Raw genomic sequence first — 18,920 nt, forward strand, 5'->3', positions numbered from 1 at the left:
CACTATCCCTCTAATTCTTTGGCAATTTCCAAGTCAACCCAGATATCATCATCGGCATCGTCCAGTACTGGAGCATCAACCACCGCATAGGACCAGTCATTGATCACCTCAAGCGCACCGCCGAGCATCAAATTCAAATTTCCGCACAATTCTGTCGCCTCTTTTCGGGACCACTGTTCTTTCTCCAGCAAACTGCGATAAAGCTGGCTATGTGCGGAGTCAAGCCCCCCCGCCTCCGTTGATGAGGCTGGAGCGCTTTCTGGCTCTTCCGGTTCTTCTTCGGTGAAAATTGTGTTCAGCAATTTACGAACATCATCCGTGGCAGATTCGTGGCGGGCAAGTACATTAGCATCCAGTGTGAACCCTGCTGCTGTCTGATCAGTTGCTACAGACGAGACGAGATCATGTTCAGTTGCGGAATGCTGATGGATATTGCTCGAGACAGATGAGGGATCCAGCCCCAAACTTGAATAAATCTTCTCAAGCTGTTTGATTTCAGCAGGCGCTATCGTCCCATCCGAACAGGCAACACTAACGATAACCTTACCCACAGCAGCTTTTTCCGCGGCCCCCATCAACTCAATCCTGCTTTTCATTCCTGTCATATTGGCTGGGGTATGAAGTTGCCACGTTAAATACGCATGTAGAGAGCGTTTTTCATAATCGGTGAAGCCAGGATTGTTGTTGATGGCATTCTCAAGCACTTTCTGTTCAGCTTGATCAAGAGAATCGTCAATCAAGGCGACCATCGCCCCTAATCTGAGCGTCATTACGGCTGAGATAAATTCAGGAGAAGGTGAGAAGCGTCCATCTTCGGCGGCATGGAATAGAACAAGTGTCCCATCAACATCCGCCTTCACATGGTGATAATACGGGTCAGGTGCCACACCGTAACTCATCTTCAGAGCAAAGGCCTGCATCAAATCGGCCTCTTTTTTATTGATCTTATTGGGGCAACTGGCATTCATATGTGCCCAAAAGTCAGCAACTGAGACTAACCCCTCCTTGACGAGGATCGCCTCATCAGCCCAGCGTTTGAATGAGCTTAATATTTTTTCTGCACTTTCATTAACGATCTCTGAAGGGAGCAACATAATTGCAGCCGTATCATTGACTGACGTACCTTTCCTACCAAGGTAGCGACTATAAGCATCAAGTTCATCCGTACATATGTCGGCAAGAGCCATAATTTTCTGGACAGGGCTCTTCAACGCACTTGGATCAGGCAGGTCGGGAACAGGAAGTCGAACACCTCGCAAACTAGGACTTGCTGGTGTGTAATCTAACCTTAGGCGCGTTTTATTCGCCTTAACGACCATCCCTTCACCATATTTGAGGGTGTAACGCCGTTTGAAAAGCGCAGCAAACTCTTTAGCACAGCGGCGAGCCGGGGTACGCAGCGAATAATCGGTGTGGTTTATTACCCAGTTCAACGCCAGTTCAGCTGATACAGGAACTCCTTCATGTACAGTTTTTGCCAGAGCCAGCTTAAATTGCATGCTGTTGCTGAAACCTGAATTGCTATCGAGCTCAGTGGCTAAGCCCATGTTCGGGCACAGAATAGACATGGCTTCGAGTAATTGGGTCGAATATCCACGGAAGGAGCGGTTCTCAATGAATACCGATCTTAACCGAGCGACTTCATTGAACAGATTACGGAACTCAGCATCAGGGAATTTTGGGTCAGTGGAATCTACGAGCGCTTTTCTTTCCAGGCCGTAGAGGTAGATAAAAACATAGCCGATAGGACACGATGGATCAGACCTATCGCTGGCAAGCCAACTGACATACGCACCGCGTGCTTCTGGGGAAAGAGAGGAAAAACTGGGCCAGTATCCTAATGAACTGTCCTCGTAAAGATAAGCAGTAGGTTTTATCTTACATGTGTCATCAATTAATGATGCCTCACTTCCATCGTCATAATAGCCGCCTGATTCCTGACCGGAGGGCTTCATGCGTTGCCCCACGTAAATGTGGCCACCGCTAATTGCTACACCAGCCACAGTTATCATCTCACCCGGAAGTACCCATCGAGCTAGTGCACCTGCTGACTTTGAGGTGTTCCGGTAATGATTGGTTGTCAGCCGAAGTTCAACACCCCGGCCACCGCTCAATGTAAAAGTTGCAAGATTATCGTCTTCACTATCATCGTTTCGCACAACCGCCTCTTTTTTCTTGATGTCAGCGAGCCATTCTTTTGGCGGTGCTTTCACGGGGCTTGAAGCATAAGACTTTGGAGATTTACGTTTTTTCTTTCTAAAAAACAACAAGTAAATGACTAAAATCGCCGCCAGAATCTTCAATAACTCCATGATATATAACCTTAAAATCATTCCTCACGCACACTCATAAGCAGCAATGAAGGTTGAGCAAGTGGATTAATCTCAAAATAATACGTCTAAATCGCAAGGGTTCAAACCAAAATGCAATCAAAATTAATTTATTGATTTAAAGGAAAATAATTATTGATTAAGCATGCTTTTCAAGCAGAAATTTTGAAGGTATGCGAATGCTTGTGAGTCATTCGCATCAGAATGAAGTTGAATTGGTTCTGCATAAACATACGAGTAGCTGTTACATGGATGCAGAGCTGGCGGCAATTATCCTTATCTATTTGCTCTCAGAACTGACTCTGCTAACGGGAAATGAGTTCACCGACGGCGAACCGTGCAGAATGCATTTCATACTCTAGTGACACGAACAAACCACACAGCAAGTTTCTGTATAAAATTCCTACGCTGGTGACGTTCAACTTCTTGAGCACGGATTTCCTCCTGTTCCTTTTGTTTCTGATTGGTTAGCAGCGTCGGATCTCTCTGCAAAAATCCTCGGTAGGCTGATTCGGCAATGAGGGCATCGGGCTAGTTTCTCTTCTCTCTTCGCTACATTGGGGCAATCCCAACAGCAATGCCCCTTTTAGCCTCTTCACGTTTACTACGAGCATCAGCCAAAGTCACGTCGGGATAAACCCCAAGAGCAAGCAACTTCTCCTTGCCTACAACACGGTACTTAAGCCGCCAATAATCAAAAGGTAAAGTCCCCCACCATCAGAGAGTTTGTAAGGTTCATCTTTTGGCTTTGCGGTATCAACCTGACGGGCGTTAAGTTTCATTGGGGGTATATCCATAAGACCGAACAGCACATACCCCAAATGTACCCCCATATGCATGTATATTTTGGGGGGTGTCAGTAGACGTCAGAATGCAAGCGAGAGCTGGAAGATGCTGATTATAATGGTTTTCAGTGAACTGGAGTAGACTTTGAGAGATACTTGATTGGTGCGATAATAGGAGTAGAACCTATGAGCTTCGCCTTACGAAAGCAAGCCAACTCCAAAATGAGTACAAGAATGAGTATTCTAAAGACTAATTTTTAAATAAAACATAAATATCAATAAAATATAATTAAAATCACGGTTTAACGTCTAATTAAAATGTGTTGTCTTATGGGGTTTCGCTAAATCTCATACGCATCGCAAAAACGATAAAATCCACGCAACTGCGTGGATTTTTGTTTTAATCGGTAAGCTCCCTATCAGAAAGATCATCCCCCGACATCGTCGTAGCCGTATTACCAGCTGCTGCCGTCAGCAAAACATTTAAGAGTCTGGTTTACTGTTGATTTTTACCAGAATACAGCCCGAAGTATCAATGTGGGACATGGTATTATCCCTGGATATTGCTTATCATAAATAATGATATCTACAATCTATAATTGAAAAACAATGGATAAAATAACCACCTCTTTAACTTCAACAAATGAAATTAGAGCATATTATACGGATGATTTTATTCGACTTTATCAGGCGTTTTCCGATGAAATAGCAGAAAGCGCTCTTGAGAACAAAACCTTCGTATCTCCACCGTTCAGTATGAGCAGAATGACATGGATTAAGCCTTCTTTTTTATGGATGATGTACCGTTCAGGATGGGCAAAAAAAGACTCAAGACAAAAAAGAATTCTAGCAATAGATATAAGCTACACAGGATTCCGTGAAATACTAAAAAGCGGAGTACTTAGCAGTCATGGCGAGTCTCTTCATAATAGCTTAGACAGCTGGCGCACCGATATAAAAAAATCAGATGTAATAATACAATGGGATCCAGAAAGGGACTTATATCTAAATAGACTAAACTATCGCACCATACAAATAGGATTACGTAATCAAGCCGTTGAAGATTATTGCAAAAAATGGATTACCAACATTTCAGATGTAACCAGCCTTGTCGAAAAGATAAAAGGGTACATAGATGCTGGGGACATACATTTAGCAATTTCGCTTCTCCCTCAAGAACGGCCTTATAAAATTCAAGCCGGAAACCGGCTTAAATGAAAATTTATTTTTTAATCTAAAACACCGTAAGATTTTCCAACCTGCACTGCTTTGTTCTTTATTTCAGAGATGGAATTTCTTGACAATACTTTTAATTTCTCAACAGCGTATTTTGAACCTATTCTTACTAAAGCGTATATACAGTTCCATGCCAACATGTAATTATCATCCTCTCTGTCATCAGCCAAGTAATCATATTCAGACAAAGCACAGTTATACAGGGCATTTACTGCATCATCGCTTTTAGCCTTTATTTTAACTAAAGCCCGCACAACATCATCATGTTTATAATGAAAATCATCACCCAAAAGATGTATCAAGATATCTTCATGCTTGCTTTTAAATCCAAAATGAAAGCCAATATATAAAGCGTATTCAACTTCTTTCAGGTCTTTAGAAAAATGCGCATTTTTTAAAATGTCATCTATAAAATCCTCAACATTTCCCTGATTACATGGAAAAAGTTTTAGAAATTCTTCATCTGTTATTTTTCCAGCTCTAAGTGGCTTATTATTAACCACGGAAAGCACTAAGTTCTTTTGCTCTGAATTCATTATTGCCTCAATACATTAAAAGAATCGATACCATCGTTAAAGATTTTTTAAAGCAGCGCCCCCTTCCCTTCCAGGACCAATATTTATCTGGTCATCATCGCCTTTAAATCAAGCATTTTCAATCCCCAATCTTTTGATTTTACTGGGCTTGGTATATCAGGATGGGTTACAGCAGTCAGATCAGACTTATCTCTAATGCCAATACCTTCTAACTGTGCTCGCGTACCTGGTTTTAGATTGAATTGTACCAATAAGACCATATCGCCGCGCGCGTTGTACTCATACTGCCAGGTGGCACCGTCCGGCAGCACTTCCTTCAGCGGGAACGTGAAAACCGGGTGCCAGGTGGTGAACGTGCTATTGCCGAGCGGGTCGCGCACTTCCGTCAGGTTGCCGTGCTCGTCGTAACCGTATTCCCAGCGACTGCCTAAGAAATTAAATTATTTAATATAAACTTTTTGTTTATCAAGAAATAATAAACTCACGCAATTGGCGCATAGATTAATAATGAAAAAATCTCTCTCAAATAAATTAAAGAAAGAGCCCATCAACTCTAAAAATAAAGAATTTAATGGCAAGTAATCACGAGCAAATGTGATAATACACTGCGCTTCCTTAAACTCGATATCTCATAATATTTTGTCTTTATAAAACCTCATTTAATCATACGCATCTCCATAGTTTTTCTTTTTCCAGTAAATATCTTTACCACCTGTGTTATACAACTCCGACAATAACTCAGAGAAACTAAGTGCTATAACTGTACTGCTTCCGACTACCCCATGAACCTCGTAATTACTATCATAACAACGGCCATTTCTCTCAAGAGATAAATCTATAGATAAATAATCATTGTTATCCGTTTTTGCTATGAGATACCATGTGGAAGATATATCATATTCACATAATTCACCTACAATCTTCATGTTTGAATTTAAAACTTCATCATTAGGCAGAATGGTAAATGTGATTAGAGAGTTATCGTTGCAAAAAAGTTTAACTCCATTGCATTTTTGATAAAAGTAAATTACATCTTCGGGGCATTTCAATTTATTATTAGGGAGTGATGGCAAATCCCCTTTGGGTGGATTCACCTCACACCTTTTATCTTTCTTAATCAAATCAAGTAATTTATCTATTTTATCCATACTCTTCACCTTGAAATATCACAGACTCAAAAGACCCATCATGTAAATATTGCTTTACTGCTCGATAATATGCATCTCTATTTGCCACAGGAACATGTGCGGCATCAAACATTTTTTCTGAAAGATCTTTCATTTCTCTATTGTTAACTCTTGTCCAGTCAACCTTCCCACCGACTGGTTTATCTGTTCTTTGTTTTAACCAATCACGAAAGACTACTTTTGTCGCAGCATTATTCTCTACAGATAAAGCAATCGTTGGAGAATTACCAGGTCGATAAGGAACAATATCAAACTCTTTTATCTTTCCACAACTCAACCCCAACGGATCCACCCACACCAGCGGGTCACCCACATAGCTGTAGGTATTAATCCCGCCCGCTAACCCTATCGGGTCCATCTGGGTGTAACGCCCGGCGACCGGGTCGTAGCGGTATTCCACCTTTCTGAATTCGGCATGACCGATGAAGGTGATTTCCTTCACCTGCTGCTCATCGTCATACGCAAAATGCTGCACCACGCTATTTTATCCTGACGGCGCGTGAGCCTCCAGAACCCGTCGTAATCGAGCTTCAGCCCGCCCAGGCGCAGCAGCAGGTTGTGCCACACCGGGTTACGGTGTTCTTCGGTGCGGTTGCCTGCAGGTTCCCAGAAGAAGCGCTCTTTTTTCTGCGGTTCGAGGGCCTTTGTCACCTGCCCCGCCGCGTCGTAGACCACAGGTACTGGCTGTACTTCTCGCCCGGCACGGCGGGCGTCGCGTCGGTGTGTATCTGCTGGACTCTCTGATCGGGGCGGTCCCAGCGGTAGCGGCGCTCGAAAACCAGTTCGCGGCGCATTCCGCCAGTAGGGCTAGTAAATTATTAGCTCGCCCTGGGGCCACTGACCGGCCCAGCCACAGGGCATATGACCTTGCTCATAAATAGAAATAAGATTCATAAAAAAAAGTGAATTATTTAAAAAGGGACTATAAGCATCCTCTAATAGATAATTTAATAAATCCCACTTTATATTACTAAGCAAAGCCTTTTGATTCCCTCCTATAGGAGGGATTTGTGGAACAATTTTACTTTCAATGATAATAGCAGCAGCATCTGCGAGCTTGTTCCATTCAAGAAAAGCATTCACATGTTTTTTCGCCAACCAACCTGTGATATTATTTCGGGCTTCTAAAGTAACATTTTCCCACTCTTCACTTTCCAGATTAATTTGAAAAGCATTTATATTTTTAACGCGTATAGTGTCAGGAATAGAGCTATCTTTTCCTGCGTTTGAAAGCCAGTTGATTCTTAATAACTTTTCGATCGATGCCTGGTTTATATTCATAAGTTCATCTAATTTATTATGTCTGGAATTCCTGGGACACTCATGCCACCGAGAGCGTCATACTGAATCCTGCTCTGGATACTATACCTTACAGCCTGGTTAACACGGTGCGCATGTAAGCTCTTCAAAGATATTATAAATCTTACAAAGACTTTTTAATTTCACAAACCAAAAAATCTGCAAAAGTCTTAGCCACGATTTTTTTACTGCCATCTCTCTTGAATGATAAGTCTGTTTCCACTACTGCTGCCTCGCCACCACTTTGAACAGATACGTCAATAGAAAATAGTGGGCCATAACCAGAGGATTTTATCAAAATCATATTGTTATCAATATCGCCAAGTTCCCTGGCCTTAAGGGTTGTATACCTGACATCAGGTGCAGATTGTGCGGCCAAGCCTAACTTTGAGATGCCATAAAATGACTCTCCATTAAATGAAAGCGTCCCATATTTCTCTAAAAAAATCTTATATGTAGAAGGGAATTTAACCTTAAGCTCTTTCTCATAAAGCTCAATTACATCCTCAGGGGCGGGACCACTTCCTTGCGCCTCCTCACCACTTGCACTAATTAAATCATCAAGTTCTTTATAAATATCAATCATTTAGTCTCCTAAAAGTCCAGCACTCAGCTTTCCAATATTCTTTCTTCCAGCGATTAAATGGCCGTCTATTCATAGAAAGCGGTGCACTACTATAGGTTTCTCTTTGCCGCAAAGTCAAAAGCCAGGAATTATTAACGCTTGAGAAATTATCTCAGGACAAAAAGGGAAATTTAAAAAACGATAACTCTTGACGATTATGTTGACTTATGAGGTTTCGCTGAATCTCATACGCATCACAAAAACGATAAAATCCACGCATCTGCGTGGATTTGTTTTTTCATACCCTCTCTTCAATCTCACTATAGCGCCGCTAAAAATGAGGTCGGGCATGTAGCAATATAATTGCCCCCGTCAGGCAGTGGCGAAAGTTCTTATTGCACCAGGTTATGCCGCAGGGAATATTTGACGATATGGGCATTATTGGTGAATTTCATCCGCTTCATCATGCGTGATTTATAGGTGCTAACGGTTTTATTACTGATGGAGAGCGCATCGGCTATCGCATTAATCGACTCGCCGTGGGCCAGCATGATCATTATTTGCCGTTCGCGCATTGTCAGGCTCTCATGCGGCGCACGATTATTACTCTGGTAGTCGGAAAAGATAATCTCCTGCGCCAGATCGTGATCGATATAGCGTGATCCCTGCGCCACGGTGCGGATCGCTTTGAGTAAAATCTCCGGCGACTTGTCTTTAGTGATATAGCCCAGCGCGCCATTATTTAACACCCGCCGGGCAATTTGCGGTTCGTTAAACATACTCAATACCAGAATGCGTAGTTGGGGGTAGAGCGGTATCAGGCGGGTAATAAGATCTTCCCCGCTCATGCCCGGCATCGAAATATCCAGCAGCAGCAGATCGACGTCGTGCTGGCGCAAACGCTCCAGCACCTGGCCGCTATCCGGCGCTTCACACACCACCTCGATAGTGTCATCGAGTGCAAAAATTTGCTTCAGGCCCTCGCGCATGATGGCATGATCGTCGGCAATCATCAGACGTATGCGTTCACTCATCGATCTATCCTCCTGGTTTTCGAACAGGATGGTGCTGATTTAACGCTCACAGAGAGGGGGAACTTCAGTTTAACCCGTGTTCCTTTACCGGGTGTGCTATTGATGGTCGCCTCGCCGTTTAGCATGCGTCCACGCTCCTCGATCCCGTGCAGCCCGCAGGTTCCTTTCTTCACACGTTGCAGATGAAAGCCTTTGCCGTTATCGACCACTTCGATAAGCAGCGCGTCCGGCTGGAGTTTGACAAAGATATAGACATTGCTGGCGCTGGCATGGCGGGCGACATTGGTAAGGGACTCCTGAACCACGCGAAATGCCGCCGTCAGCGTCGCATCATCCAGCACCACGGTATGCTCGTCGGGTGCCAGCAAAATGCAGCGGATGCCGTTGTTTTTTATAAACTGATCGCGCAACCACTCCAGCGCCGGAATCAACCCGAGATTGAGCACATTGGGCCGCAGACGGGTTGAGACATCGCGAACCACCTGAATAGTGCTGTCCAGACGCCCCATCAACTGCCCGATCTCCATCTGCTGCTCGTCGGCAGACTGATCTTTACGCATCGCCAGCAGCGACAACCCGGTACGCAACGCGGTTAAATGCTGGCCCAGCTCATCATGAATATCACGCGCCAGCTGTTTTTTTTCCGCTTCCCGCGCCCGCTCCAGATTATGCGTCAGCTGCCGCAACTCCTCTTCGGTCTTACGGATAGCGGTAATATCTCGCCCCACCGCCAGCACGCTCATTATCTCGCCACGCAGATCATATTCCGGGACGCAGCGCACATGGAGGATGCGTTTCTCGCCGTTACGCTTTACCACCAGTTCATCTTCGGCACTGTTTTCATCCACCATAGTGCGCGAAACCAGCTTAAACAGGCTCAGCCCGACGCCCCCGCGCGGCACGCTTTCGGTCAGCGGCACGCGGCTGACATCGTTTTCGCTCAGGTTGAACCAGTTACGAACCGCCAGGTTGGCGTAAACACATCGGGTCTGCAAATCAAACCGTAAAATGAGGTCAGGAGAATTTTCCACCACCCGGTGCAGCTGTTTTTCCCGCAGCTGCTGCTGCTCTTTTTGCCGGCGAATTTCATGCATATCGCGAACAATACATAATATATGTAGCTCACCCTCCTGGTTATATCCGCTACAGCTCGCCTCGACGGGAAAAACATTATTACGCCCGGTATGCTGCGACGTAAATGTTATCCCTTCAGGACGGGTACTGAGTTTCCACCACAGGGCAAACACATCACTGTCGCGCAGTTCTTTATCAATAATATCAAAGCTGAGTTGCGAAAATGCCTCTCGGGAATATCCCGTCAACTGGCAGGCTTTTTCGTTGACATATTTGATACGCAGCTGGCTGTCTATCAAATAAATCGCATCATGGATTTTGTCTAAGGCAATGTTGGATAAGCCGCTGATATTAACCTCATGATGATCAACCTGCCCGGTTACACCCTGTAAAAGCATCATTCCCTCCACGGATATATCATGCCGCAGAGAATAGCGTCCCGACGACATGACAGTCATAACCCGCTAAATATTAATGAGCTAATAATCTTAGCAGCTAATTTGCCGTTTTCAGCAAACCGGGATTCAGGCGTAAATTCTCCCTTTTAGCGTCTCCCGCGCCCGTGAAAGCCGCGAGCGCACGGTCCCGACCGGTATAGCTAACTGCTGCGCAATATCCTGATAGCTGCCCTCCTCCTCCACGAGGATTGAGAGCATCAACTTAACGTCTTTCGATAATATTTCGATGGATGCCAGCGTATGGCTAAGGAGTTGCCTGTTTTCCGTTAAATCGCTGGGATCGTCATCCAGCAGCAGATCGGCGGTAATCTCATCATCCAGCCTGTCGAACAGATAGTGGCTCTGTTTCGATTTGTAGTAGTTGCGGATCAAGTTAACGGCAATACCAAACACCCAGGTCTCCGGGCGGGACGCGCCACGAAACTTATGCCGGTTACACAACACTTCCAGACAGGTCATTTGCAAGATGTCATCAGCATCCTCCTGGCTGGCGATACGTTTACGAATGAAGTTTAAGAGCTTCTTATTATGCGTAACGAAGATCTCATCCCAGTTCACGTTCATCGCGAACGGTGACTCTACGACAGTGGACACGAGCGTTGAATTAATCATTTTCTTGTCTCTCTGATAGGTAGCAAATGAGTGCGCTGCTACTTAGCAAGAGATATGCCACCTGCCGATCGCAAATTAACCCTCTGTTTATAAAAGCAATTCATTGTGAATACAGACTTTTCCGAGCCAGTTTTTACCTCGTCCGACCGCTGCGTTATGCAAAAAATTGCATTGGTTACCCGATGAAATTATTCACATTTTTTTTTGCTGTTTTTCAGGGAACCGACAGGCGCGCTTTGACACAGAAAGAGGGTAATGACCACTGAGGATGGCTGGCGATGTTCAAGATACAACATGCGATACCGGCGCTGGCGCACTCGCTGAAAGCCCTGCATAAAAACACGCCACAAGCGGCAGGCAAAACCAACGTGCCGGATAATGTCCGCGTGCGGGCAGAGGCTTTAAATGACGCGATGGAAGAGATTGGCGCGGCGTTCAGTGAAAAGATGGAGCGCAAGCAAAAGGCGCAGGAGCGCCGTAATGCGTTACGCAACCAGCTACGCGGCAAGCATGGGATCGGCAAAGTCGCTGAGCTGAACGAGCTGTTTTCCCTGCTCGACGGCGGCGATGAACAACAAGCCCTTGAGCAGATGGAGTGGCTGCGTAACGCCCTGCGCCAGAACCCGCCGCCGGAGAGCGACACGCTGCTGGAAAAGACCGGCGGCGATCCGGCACGCACCGCCCTGCTGCTGCGTATGCTTGGCAACCAGGCACACGATGAAGGCGACGGGGAACTGGCCACGCTGGCCGGAGCGCAGCTGGATAAGCTAGAGCAGACCTACGGCCAGACCATCCGCGCAGGCAACAACACGGCCCCCGCCATCGCCGGGTATACCAGCGACCCGCAGCGTAAACAGTCCCTGCGCAACCTCTATTACGACGGCATCGTCCACCAGCAATCCGCCATCATGATGCTGGATATGGTGCTGGAGGCTATCGGCTCACGCAATCTGATACCGACGCTGCGTACCTTGCAGCGCGCGCTGGCGGATGATATGGCCGCGCTTGCCCCTTCGATTAGCGCTCTTACCCTCGGGCGTATTCACCACGGGCTGCGCGATGCCGCCGGGATAAGCCAGACGCTGAGCGACAGCACTACATTTTTGCAGCGTATGCGCAGCAAACTGTCCAATGTTGACATGAACAGCCTGACGCTGGCGCGCCGGATGTTACAGATCAGCCACAACGGCGCCTACCAGAGTGATTTCACCGGCCTTGCGCAGGAGATTGTCGGCGAGAGCAAACACCATGAGCCGCTCTTTTACAGCTCGCTTTTTCCGCTGCTGCGCGGCGTGCCTCGCTCGCTGTGGCCGGACCTGGAAAAACGAAGTAACGCGTTGAAATTGCTGCGCGGCATGATTACGAACGTCACCAAAGCGGAGCAGCAGCAGCAGCGCCGCAACCGGAACGCCGCGTCGTGAGGCAACCAAGATGAATACCCTGTTTCAGATATTAAATCGAATCGCCATCAGCGCCATGCAGCGCTCCGAAGTGGTCGGCGCGGCTTTTGCCATGGCGCTGGTGTTTATGTTGATCATTCCCTTACCGCTGCCATTAATTGATGCGCTGATTGCGGTGAATATCTGCCTCTCCTCCCTGCTGGTGGTGCTGGCGATGTATCTGCCGAAGCCGCTGGCGTTCTCCACCTTTCCTGCCGTGCTGCTGCTGACCACTATGTTTCGCCTGGCGCTCTCCATCTCCACCACCCGGCAGATCTTAATTCAGCAGGACGCGGGCCATGTGGTGGCGGCCTTCGGTAACTTCGTGGTGGGCGGCAACCTTGCGGTCGGGATGGTGATGTTCCTGATCCTCACCGTGGTGAATTTCCTGGTGATTACCAAGGGTTCCGAAAGGGTGGCCGAAGTGGCGGCGCGTTTTACCCTTGATGCGATGCCCGGTAAACAGATGTCCATCGACAGCGATCTGCGCGCCGGATTGATTGATGTGGTACAGGCCAAAAACCGCCGTAATGAACTGGCAAAAGAGAGCCAGTTATTCGGGGCGATGGATGGCGCAATGAAGTTTGTCAAAGGCGACGCCATCGCCGGGCTGGTGATTGTGGTGATCAACCTGATTGGCGGCATCAGTATTGGCGTGCTGCAACTGGGTATGCCTGCCGGTGAAGCGATGCACATCTACTCGATTTTGACCATCGGTGATGGGCTGATCGCGCAGATCCCGGCGCTGCTTATCTCGCTGACCGCCGGGATGCTGATTACCCGCGTCTCGTCCGACAATGAACAGACGGCGGATAATAATATCGGCCGCGAGATTGCCGAGCAGTTAACCAGCCAACCGAAAGCCTGGTTGCTCTCCTCAATGGGCATGGTGGGCTTTGCCCTGCTGCCCGGTATGCCAACGGCGACTTTTCTGCTGCTGGCGGCGCTGACGATGATTAGCGGCGGTTTCCAGATCTGGCGCATCAGAAAGACCCTGAGCCTGGCGCAGCCACAAATGGAGAATGAGGTCATTCCGCCGGAGCTAAACGGCAAGGAAGATTTGCGTCAGTTCAACCCAACGCGACCCTATCTGATCAACTTCCCCTCCGCATGGCGCGGCCATCCCGAGATGCTGGAGCTGGTGCAGGATATTCGCCGCCTGCGTAACCGTATCGTTTACCACTTCGGCTTTACCCTGCCCGCCTTCGATATCGAGTTTCTCGACCAGCAAACGGAAGATGAGTTTCGCTTCTCGGTTTATGAAATCCCGAAGGTGATCGGCACATTTACTGTGACGCACCGGGCGGTGAAACGCCGCTGGCTGGATGAGATTGCGCCAGCCGACCGGGAGGGCGTGATCGAGGGGGATGAGCGGCGTCAGGAGGGCGATTTTATCTGGCTGGCGGCGGAGCATCCGCTGCTGCAAAACGAAGAGGTTGAGCGCTGGACGGCGCGCGAAATGCTGGTCAAGCGCATGGAGAACGCGATCCACGCCAGCAGCCCGCACTTTATCGGGCTACAGGAGACCCGCGCGCTGGTGAGCTGGCTGGAAGCGGAGCAGCCGGAGCTGTCGCAGGAGTTACAACGCGTGATGCCTATCTCACGTTTCTCCAGCGTCCTGCAAAAATTGGTTTCCGAACGTATTCCGCTGCGATCGGTTCGCGCTATTGCCGAAGCGCTGATCGAACATGGGCAGCATGAGCGCGACGTCTGGCTGCTGACCGACCAGGTGCGCATCTCGCTAAAAAACCATCTCTGTTACCAGTATGCCCGCCCGGATGGCCTGCATGTCTGGCTGCTGACGCCGGAGCTGGAAGAGCAGTTGCGCGACTCGCTGCGTCAGACGCAAAACGACCTCTTCTTCGCGCTCACCCATGAGCAGATCACCGCCATTCTCTCGGTCATCGCCAACGCCTTCCCGGTCGACACGCCGGAAAGCGCCGTGCTGCTGGTGGCACAGGATCTGCGCAGCCCGATGCGCGGGCTTATCCAGGAAGAGTTTCACTATGTGCCGGTGCTCTCGTTTGCAGAGCTACAACCTAATCTCGCAGTAAATGTGCTGGGACGTATAGAGCTTGATCCGGCCGCTTACTCGCTTACCACGTGGGAGAGTTGATCATGTTCGAATTGCGCGTGCTGTCTGGCCTGCATTTGGGCGCCGCGTTACCCCTCTTCGGCGATAAATGGCTGATTGGCCAGGCCGATGAGGCCGATCTGATGCTTAGCGATGCGCGCGTTGCTGCCCGCGCCTGCGAGCTGCGCCGGGAAGAGACCCAGTGGCTGGCACAGCCGGAGAGCGGCGATGCTTTTAGCATCAATATTGAATCGCCTTTTCAGGTCGCTGACGTCTGGCTGTGCGTGGCGCGTATCGACACGCCCTGGGCCGCCTGCCTGCCCCCTGCCACACCGCCTGCGCCAGAAGGATCCACAGAAGCACCGCCACAGGCCGCTCCCCCCGTCGCCGCCAGTAAAGGTTTTTTCACCCGCGGCATCCGCACGCTGGCATGGAGCCTGATGTTGCTGCTCACCCTGACGGTAACCAGTTGGGTTTTGCAGCCCACCGTTGCCCAGACCCAGGTTGCCTCCTCTACACCGCAGAGCACGCCCGCAGAGTTGCAGGCACCGTTACAGAAAATGTTGCGCGAACGCGATCTGGCAAAGGTGGTGAAGCTGGATATGCACAATCAGCGGCTGCGTCTGACGGGCCGACTCAGTAAGTCGCAGATGCAGATCTTTAACCGAATGCTGGAGCGCTTTAACGCCACCTACACCAGCGCTACCCCGCTGGATAATCAGGTCAAACTGCTGAAGGTCAGCCTGCCCTTCCGGATTGTACAAATCACCACCGGTAGCCGCGCCAATATCGTCACCGACGACGGGCAGCGCCTGTTTGTCGGCGATGAAGTGGACCATCTGCGGCTGGTATCGATCACCAGCGATCAGATTGAGTTTAACGGTCGCGACAACATCAAGGTGAGCTGGTAATGACGGTAGCGCTGGAGGAGTGGTATCAACAGCAGCGGCGGCGGCTGGCAAGCTTTTCACCGGTCGAGAGTTTTGGCCGCATCACCGGGATTAACGGCATATTGCTTGAAAGCAGCCTGCCCCAGGCGCGGATCGGCGATCTCTGCCAGATCGCCCGGGATGACGGGCAGAGCGTACTGGCAGAGGTGGTCGGTTTTAACCCGCAGCACACGCTGCTCTCCGCCCTTGGTCAGCTCGACGGTATCGCCCGGGGCGCGCGCGTGGTTCCGCTGCGCCTGCCGCACTCTATTGTGGTCTCTGACGCCCTGCTCGGCTGTGTGCTGGATGGCTTTGGCCGCCCGCTCGATGCAGGCCAGCCCGGGGCCTTCGCCCTGCCCGGTACGGTGGAGAATGCGGTCGGCGTGCTGGGCGATGCCCCGGCACCCACCGATCGTCCGCGCATAGAGACGCCGCTGCCAACCGGTATTCGCGCGATTGACGGCCCGCTGACCCTCGGCGTCGGCCAGCGGGTCGGGATCTTTGCCGGTGCGGGCTGCGGGAAAACCACCCTGCTGGCGGAGATCGCCCGTAACACCCCCTGCGATGTCATCGTCTTTGGTTTGATTGGCGAGCGCGGGCGCGAATTGCGGGAGTTTCTCGACCACGAACTGGACGAGGCGCTGCGCAGCCGTACGGTGCTTATCTGCGCCACCTCCGATCGCAGCAGTATGGAGCGCGCCAGAGCCGCATTTACCGCCACCGCCATCGCCGAAGCCTGGCGCGATAAGGGCAAAAGCGTGCTGTTGATCCTCGACTCCCTGACGCGCTTTGCCCGCGCCCAGCGTGAAATCGGCCTTGCCCTTGGCGAGCCGCCGGGGCGAGGCGGTCTCCCCCCTTCGGTTTATACCCTGTTACCGACCCTGCTGGAGCGCGCCGGGCAAACCTCGCGCGGGGCCATCACCGCCCTCTACTCGGTGCTGATTGAAGCAGACTCCATGAACGACCCGGTCGCCGATGAAGTGCGATCCCTGATCGATGGCCACATTGTGCTGACCCGCCGTCTGGCGGAGCGCGGGCATTACCCGGCTATCGATGTGCTGGCAAGCCTCAGCCGCACCATGAGCAACGTTGCCACGCGCGAGCATATCCGCCACGCCACGCAGCTGCGGCGCATGATGTCCGCCTGGCAGCAGGTTGAGATGTTAATTCGCCTTGGGGAGTACCAGCCGGGCCACGATGCGATGACCGATGCGGCGGTAGCGGCTCAGGAGGCGATTAATGGCTATCTGCAACAGGCAATGCACGCCCCTACAGAGTATGACGACACCCTGCAGCACTTATCGGAGGTAAGCCAGCATGCGCCGTCATCCGCTACCTGATAACGACATCATTACTGACGATGGCAGCGCCGAATTGCAGCAGGCCTTCTCTCTGCTGCTGCCGATTCGCCGCCAGCGCTTACGCCGCTGCGAACGCCTGCAACGGCAAGCGGAGCAGGCTTTGCACGAAACGCAGCGTCAGTCAGCTGAAGCGGAACAACAGCTCGCAGCCGCACAACAGCACTATCAACAGCTGCGCGAGAGCTTTGCCGAACACCACCAGTCGGGGCTGCAAAAGCAGGAGCGTCTGGTCGAAGGATTGACGGAGGAGCGTCAGGCCAGCGACGCGGTGAGCGGGCAGCGTAATCAGCTGCAACAGTGCCGCACACAGCAGGCCACGCAACAGCAGCAGGTGCAGCACGCGCAGCAGCAAACCCAGGCGCGGCTGCGTGATGTGGAAAAACTGGAATACCTGATGGAGCATAGCGAGGCATTACGATGACAGCTTTACCCCACACCCAGCAAAATAACCCCGCGCCGCCTGCCCGTCCGGAGGTGCAGCGCCGTTCGCCGCAAACCGCATCGTCAGACGCCGCTAACCCCGAGCGTAAATCCCGCGCCGAGCCGTTTCGCGAAGAGAGCTCGCTGTTTGACGCGCTGTTGCTCCCCACCAGCGACGTGCCGCAACCGCTTATCACACCATGGGAAGGCAGCGCCTCTTTTGGGCCACAGCTAGGCCATGAGCATGAGCCTCCTGCTTCACCGGCCAGGGCCTGGCAACAGCTGGAACCCCCGCTGTGCGCCATGGTGGAGAAGCAGCCTGCCGACCCGGTCTCCATGACGCTGCTGCTCCCCCTGTTAGGCGAAGTGGATGCCCGCGTGAGCCCTTTTGCTGCGGGCTGGGATATCAGCCTGCGTTTTGCGCCAGCGGCGATGAATATGATGGCTGCCCATCAGGAGCGTTGCCGGGAGTCGCTGCGCCGCCGGATGGCCTGCGCCGTGCGCCTGCGCTTTGAGCAGCGCGGAGGCCGGGAATGAAACCCTTAACCCTGCGCACTCTGCCGCGCGAGGAGGCCAGCCTGCGTCGGCGTATCGGCCACGGTGTTGGCTATCCCTTCACCCTTGAGGGGGAAGCGGGTGAGCTTCAGCTCCGGCTGACTCTCCCCGGCGATCGGCCACCGACGCAGCGCTTCTCCTGCAAGGCCGGGCTGTTATCTCTGGCAGGTAGCGAAGCGCTGCTGAGCCTCTTTTCCACCTGCCCGCTGCTGCCGGAGCCTGGCGCGTGCGCTGAGTGGTACTGGCCGCTCTTTAACCAGCATCTCAGCCCGGCGCTGCGCGCGCTGTTTGGCGACCTGACGCCGCAAGAGGCCTCCTGCGCGCCCCTTGACGGTATCTGGCTTGCGATGAGCGTCACGCTCGGCGAGTCGCAGGCGCAAAGTGAGTTATACCTTGCGCACGCCACCCTTGCGGCGTTGTTAAACCAGCCTGGCTGGGTTTCGCTGCCTGCGCCGCTTTGCAGCGACCTGCCGTTATCACTGCCGATAGATCTGGGCGTGGTGTCGTTTGCCCCCGCGCAGTTACGCACACTTCGCCCCGATGATGTGGTTTTCCCTGCTACCTCGTATTTTTCCCCGACCGGTCGCGGCGAGCTTCGCCTTGCGCAATTACACCTTGAGGGCGAATTGCTGTTCGAGGAGGGGCATCCTGCCCGTTTTCTTATTACCCGTCTGGAGAATACTTACGTGAATGTGACCCCCGAAGATAATCTGCCTGCCGACACCCCACACCCGGATGAAAACCTGACTGAAACCACGACGCCTGCGGCCTCGCCTTTTGATGCGCTGCCGCTGGCTTTAACCGTGCGCTGCGGCCATCTCAGACTGACGCTCGGTGAGTTAAATCGCCTCGATGTCGGCTCGACGGTCACCGTCGATAACGTCGTGCCGGGTGAAGCATTGCTCTGCCACGGCGAGTTTCCGCTGGCGAAAGGCGAACTGGTCGATGTCGAAGGGCGTCTGGGGCTGCAAATTACCCATATGCTGCCGGGCGTGGCGAGCGTCGTGGATGTGAACAGGTGATTCC

Annotated in this window: 17 protein-coding genes and 3 pseudogenes; 8 read left to right on the top strand and 12 right to left on the bottom strand. The window is 51.1% G+C overall.

Annotated features, from left to right (window positions below):
• Positions 1-2: 2 nt before the first annotated feature.
• Positions 3-2,312, bottom strand: coding sequence for a TerB N-terminal domain-containing protein (locus SOM48_RS19470; RefSeq protein WP_320512827.1), 2,310 nt, complete (start codon positions 2,310-2,312; stop codon positions 3-5).
• A gap of 544 nt (positions 2,313-2,856) precedes the next feature.
• Positions 2,857-3,112 (bottom strand): annotated as a pseudogene (locus tag SOM48_RS19475) (Arm DNA-binding domain-containing protein); the annotation flags it as partial.
• Between the two features lie 612 nt (positions 3,113-3,724).
• Between SOM48_RS19475 and SOM48_RS19480 the strand changes: the two are divergent.
• The gene (locus SOM48_RS19480) at positions 3,725-4,333 is read left to right on the top strand and encodes a DUF4291 domain-containing protein (RefSeq protein WP_320512828.1); all 609 of its coding nucleotides are present in this window, start codon (positions 3,725-3,727) and stop codon (positions 4,331-4,333) included.
• 11 nt (positions 4,334-4,344) lie between these two features.
• On the opposite strand, the gene SOM48_RS19485 is transcribed toward SOM48_RS19480, so the two are convergent.
• From SOM48_RS19485 to SOM48_RS19530, 10 genes and pseudogenes are all read right to left on the bottom strand, one after another.
• Complete coding sequence (locus SOM48_RS19485; protein ID WP_312198648.1) at positions 4,345-4,887, bottom strand: HEAT repeat domain-containing protein; 543 nt, start codon at positions 4,885-4,887, stop codon at positions 4,345-4,347.
• Positions 4,888-5,135: 248 nt separating this feature from the next.
• A pseudogene (locus SOM48_RS22725) lies at positions 5,136-5,315 on the bottom strand (RHS repeat domain-containing protein); the annotation flags it as partial.
• Between the two features lie 231 nt (positions 5,316-5,546).
• Positions 5,547-6,035 (bottom strand): SMI1/KNR4 family protein, encoded by a 489-nt coding sequence (locus SOM48_RS19495; protein ID WP_320512830.1) that lies wholly within the window; start codon positions 6,033-6,035, stop codon positions 5,547-5,549.
• Positions 6,028-6,372, bottom strand: a complete 345-nt coding sequence (locus SOM48_RS19500) for a hypothetical protein (protein WP_320512853.1) — start codon at positions 6,370-6,372, stop codon at positions 6,028-6,030. Before SOM48_RS19500 ends, SOM48_RS19495 begins: the two co-directional genes overlap by 8 nt.
• Positions 6,355-6,865, bottom strand: a pseudogene (locus tag SOM48_RS19505) (RHS repeat protein); the annotation flags it as partial. The gene SOM48_RS19500 and the pseudogene SOM48_RS19505, both read right to left, overlap by 18 nt.
• 16 nt (positions 6,866-6,881) lie before the next feature.
• Positions 6,882-7,355: a hypothetical protein gene (locus SOM48_RS19510; RefSeq protein ID WP_139966227.1), complete on the bottom strand. Its 474-nt coding sequence runs from the start codon at positions 7,353-7,355 to the stop codon at positions 6,882-6,884.
• Positions 7,356-7,497: 142 nt separating this feature from the next.
• Positions 7,498-7,959, bottom strand: coding sequence for an SMI1/KNR4 family protein (locus SOM48_RS19515; RefSeq protein ID WP_320512831.1), 462 nt, complete (start codon positions 7,957-7,959; stop codon positions 7,498-7,500).
• Positions 7,960-8,330: 371 nt separating this feature from the next.
• Positions 8,331-8,972, bottom strand: coding sequence for a response regulator (locus tag SOM48_RS19520; RefSeq protein WP_076769950.1), 642 nt, complete (start codon positions 8,970-8,972; stop codon positions 8,331-8,333).
• Positions 8,969-10,447, bottom strand: a complete 1,479-nt coding sequence (locus tag SOM48_RS19525) for a PAS domain S-box protein (protein WP_320512832.1) — start codon at positions 10,445-10,447, stop codon at positions 8,969-8,971. Before SOM48_RS19525 ends, SOM48_RS19520 begins: the two co-directional genes overlap by 4 nt.
• A gap of 123 nt (positions 10,448-10,570) precedes the next feature.
• On the bottom strand, positions 10,571-11,116 hold the full coding sequence (locus SOM48_RS19530; RefSeq protein WP_242389095.1) for an RNA polymerase sigma factor: 546 nt from the start codon (positions 11,114-11,116) through the stop codon (positions 10,571-10,573).
• Positions 11,117-11,394: 278 nt separating this feature from the next.
• Between SOM48_RS19530 and sctW the strand changes: the two genes are divergently transcribed.
• Genes sctW through SOM48_RS19565 form a run of 7 tightly spaced genes read left to right on the top strand, consistent with a single transcriptional unit; the run spans position 11,395 to position 18,916 of the window.
• A complete protein-coding gene (gene sctW, locus SOM48_RS19535) occupies positions 11,395-12,537 on the top strand; it encodes a type III secretion system gatekeeper subunit SctW (RefSeq protein WP_320512833.1) in 1,143 nt (380 codons plus the stop codon).
• A 10-nt stretch (positions 12,538-12,547) separates the two neighbouring features.
• Positions 12,548-14,671 (top strand): type III secretion system export apparatus subunit SctV, encoded by a 2,124-nt coding sequence (gene sctV / locus SOM48_RS19540; protein WP_320512834.1) that lies wholly within the window; start codon positions 12,548-12,550, stop codon positions 14,669-14,671.
• 2 nt (positions 14,672-14,673) lie between these two features.
• Complete coding sequence (locus SOM48_RS19545) at positions 14,674-15,540, top strand: FHA domain-containing protein (RefSeq protein WP_320512835.1); 867 nt, start codon at positions 14,674-14,676, stop codon at positions 15,538-15,540.
• A complete protein-coding gene (gene sctN, locus SOM48_RS19550) occupies positions 15,540-16,898 on the top strand; it encodes a type III secretion system ATPase SctN (protein ID WP_320512836.1) in 1,359 nt (452 codons plus the stop codon). The genes SOM48_RS19545 and sctN overlap by 1 nt, the downstream gene beginning before the upstream one ends.
• Entirely contained in the window at positions 16,876-17,340 is a 465-nt protein-coding gene (locus tag SOM48_RS19555) for a type III secretion protein (protein ID WP_320512837.1), read from the top strand. Before sctN ends, SOM48_RS19555 begins: the two co-directional genes overlap by 23 nt.
• Entirely contained in the window at positions 17,337-17,876 is a 540-nt protein-coding gene (locus SOM48_RS19560; protein ID WP_128482835.1) for a type III secretion system HrpP C-terminal domain-containing protein, read from the top strand. Before SOM48_RS19555 ends, SOM48_RS19560 begins: the two co-directional genes overlap by 4 nt.
• Positions 17,873-18,916 (top strand): FliM/FliN family flagellar motor switch protein, encoded by a 1,044-nt coding sequence (locus SOM48_RS19565; RefSeq protein ID WP_320512838.1) that lies wholly within the window; start codon positions 17,873-17,875, stop codon positions 18,914-18,916. Before SOM48_RS19560 ends, SOM48_RS19565 begins: the two co-directional genes overlap by 4 nt.
• Positions 18,917-18,920: the final 4 nt, after the last annotated feature.

This window comes from Kosakonia sp. CFBP8986 (assembly GCF_034044935.1).
GTDB classification, from domain to species: Bacteria; Pseudomonadota; Gammaproteobacteria; order Enterobacterales; family Enterobacteriaceae; genus Kosakonia; species Kosakonia cowanii.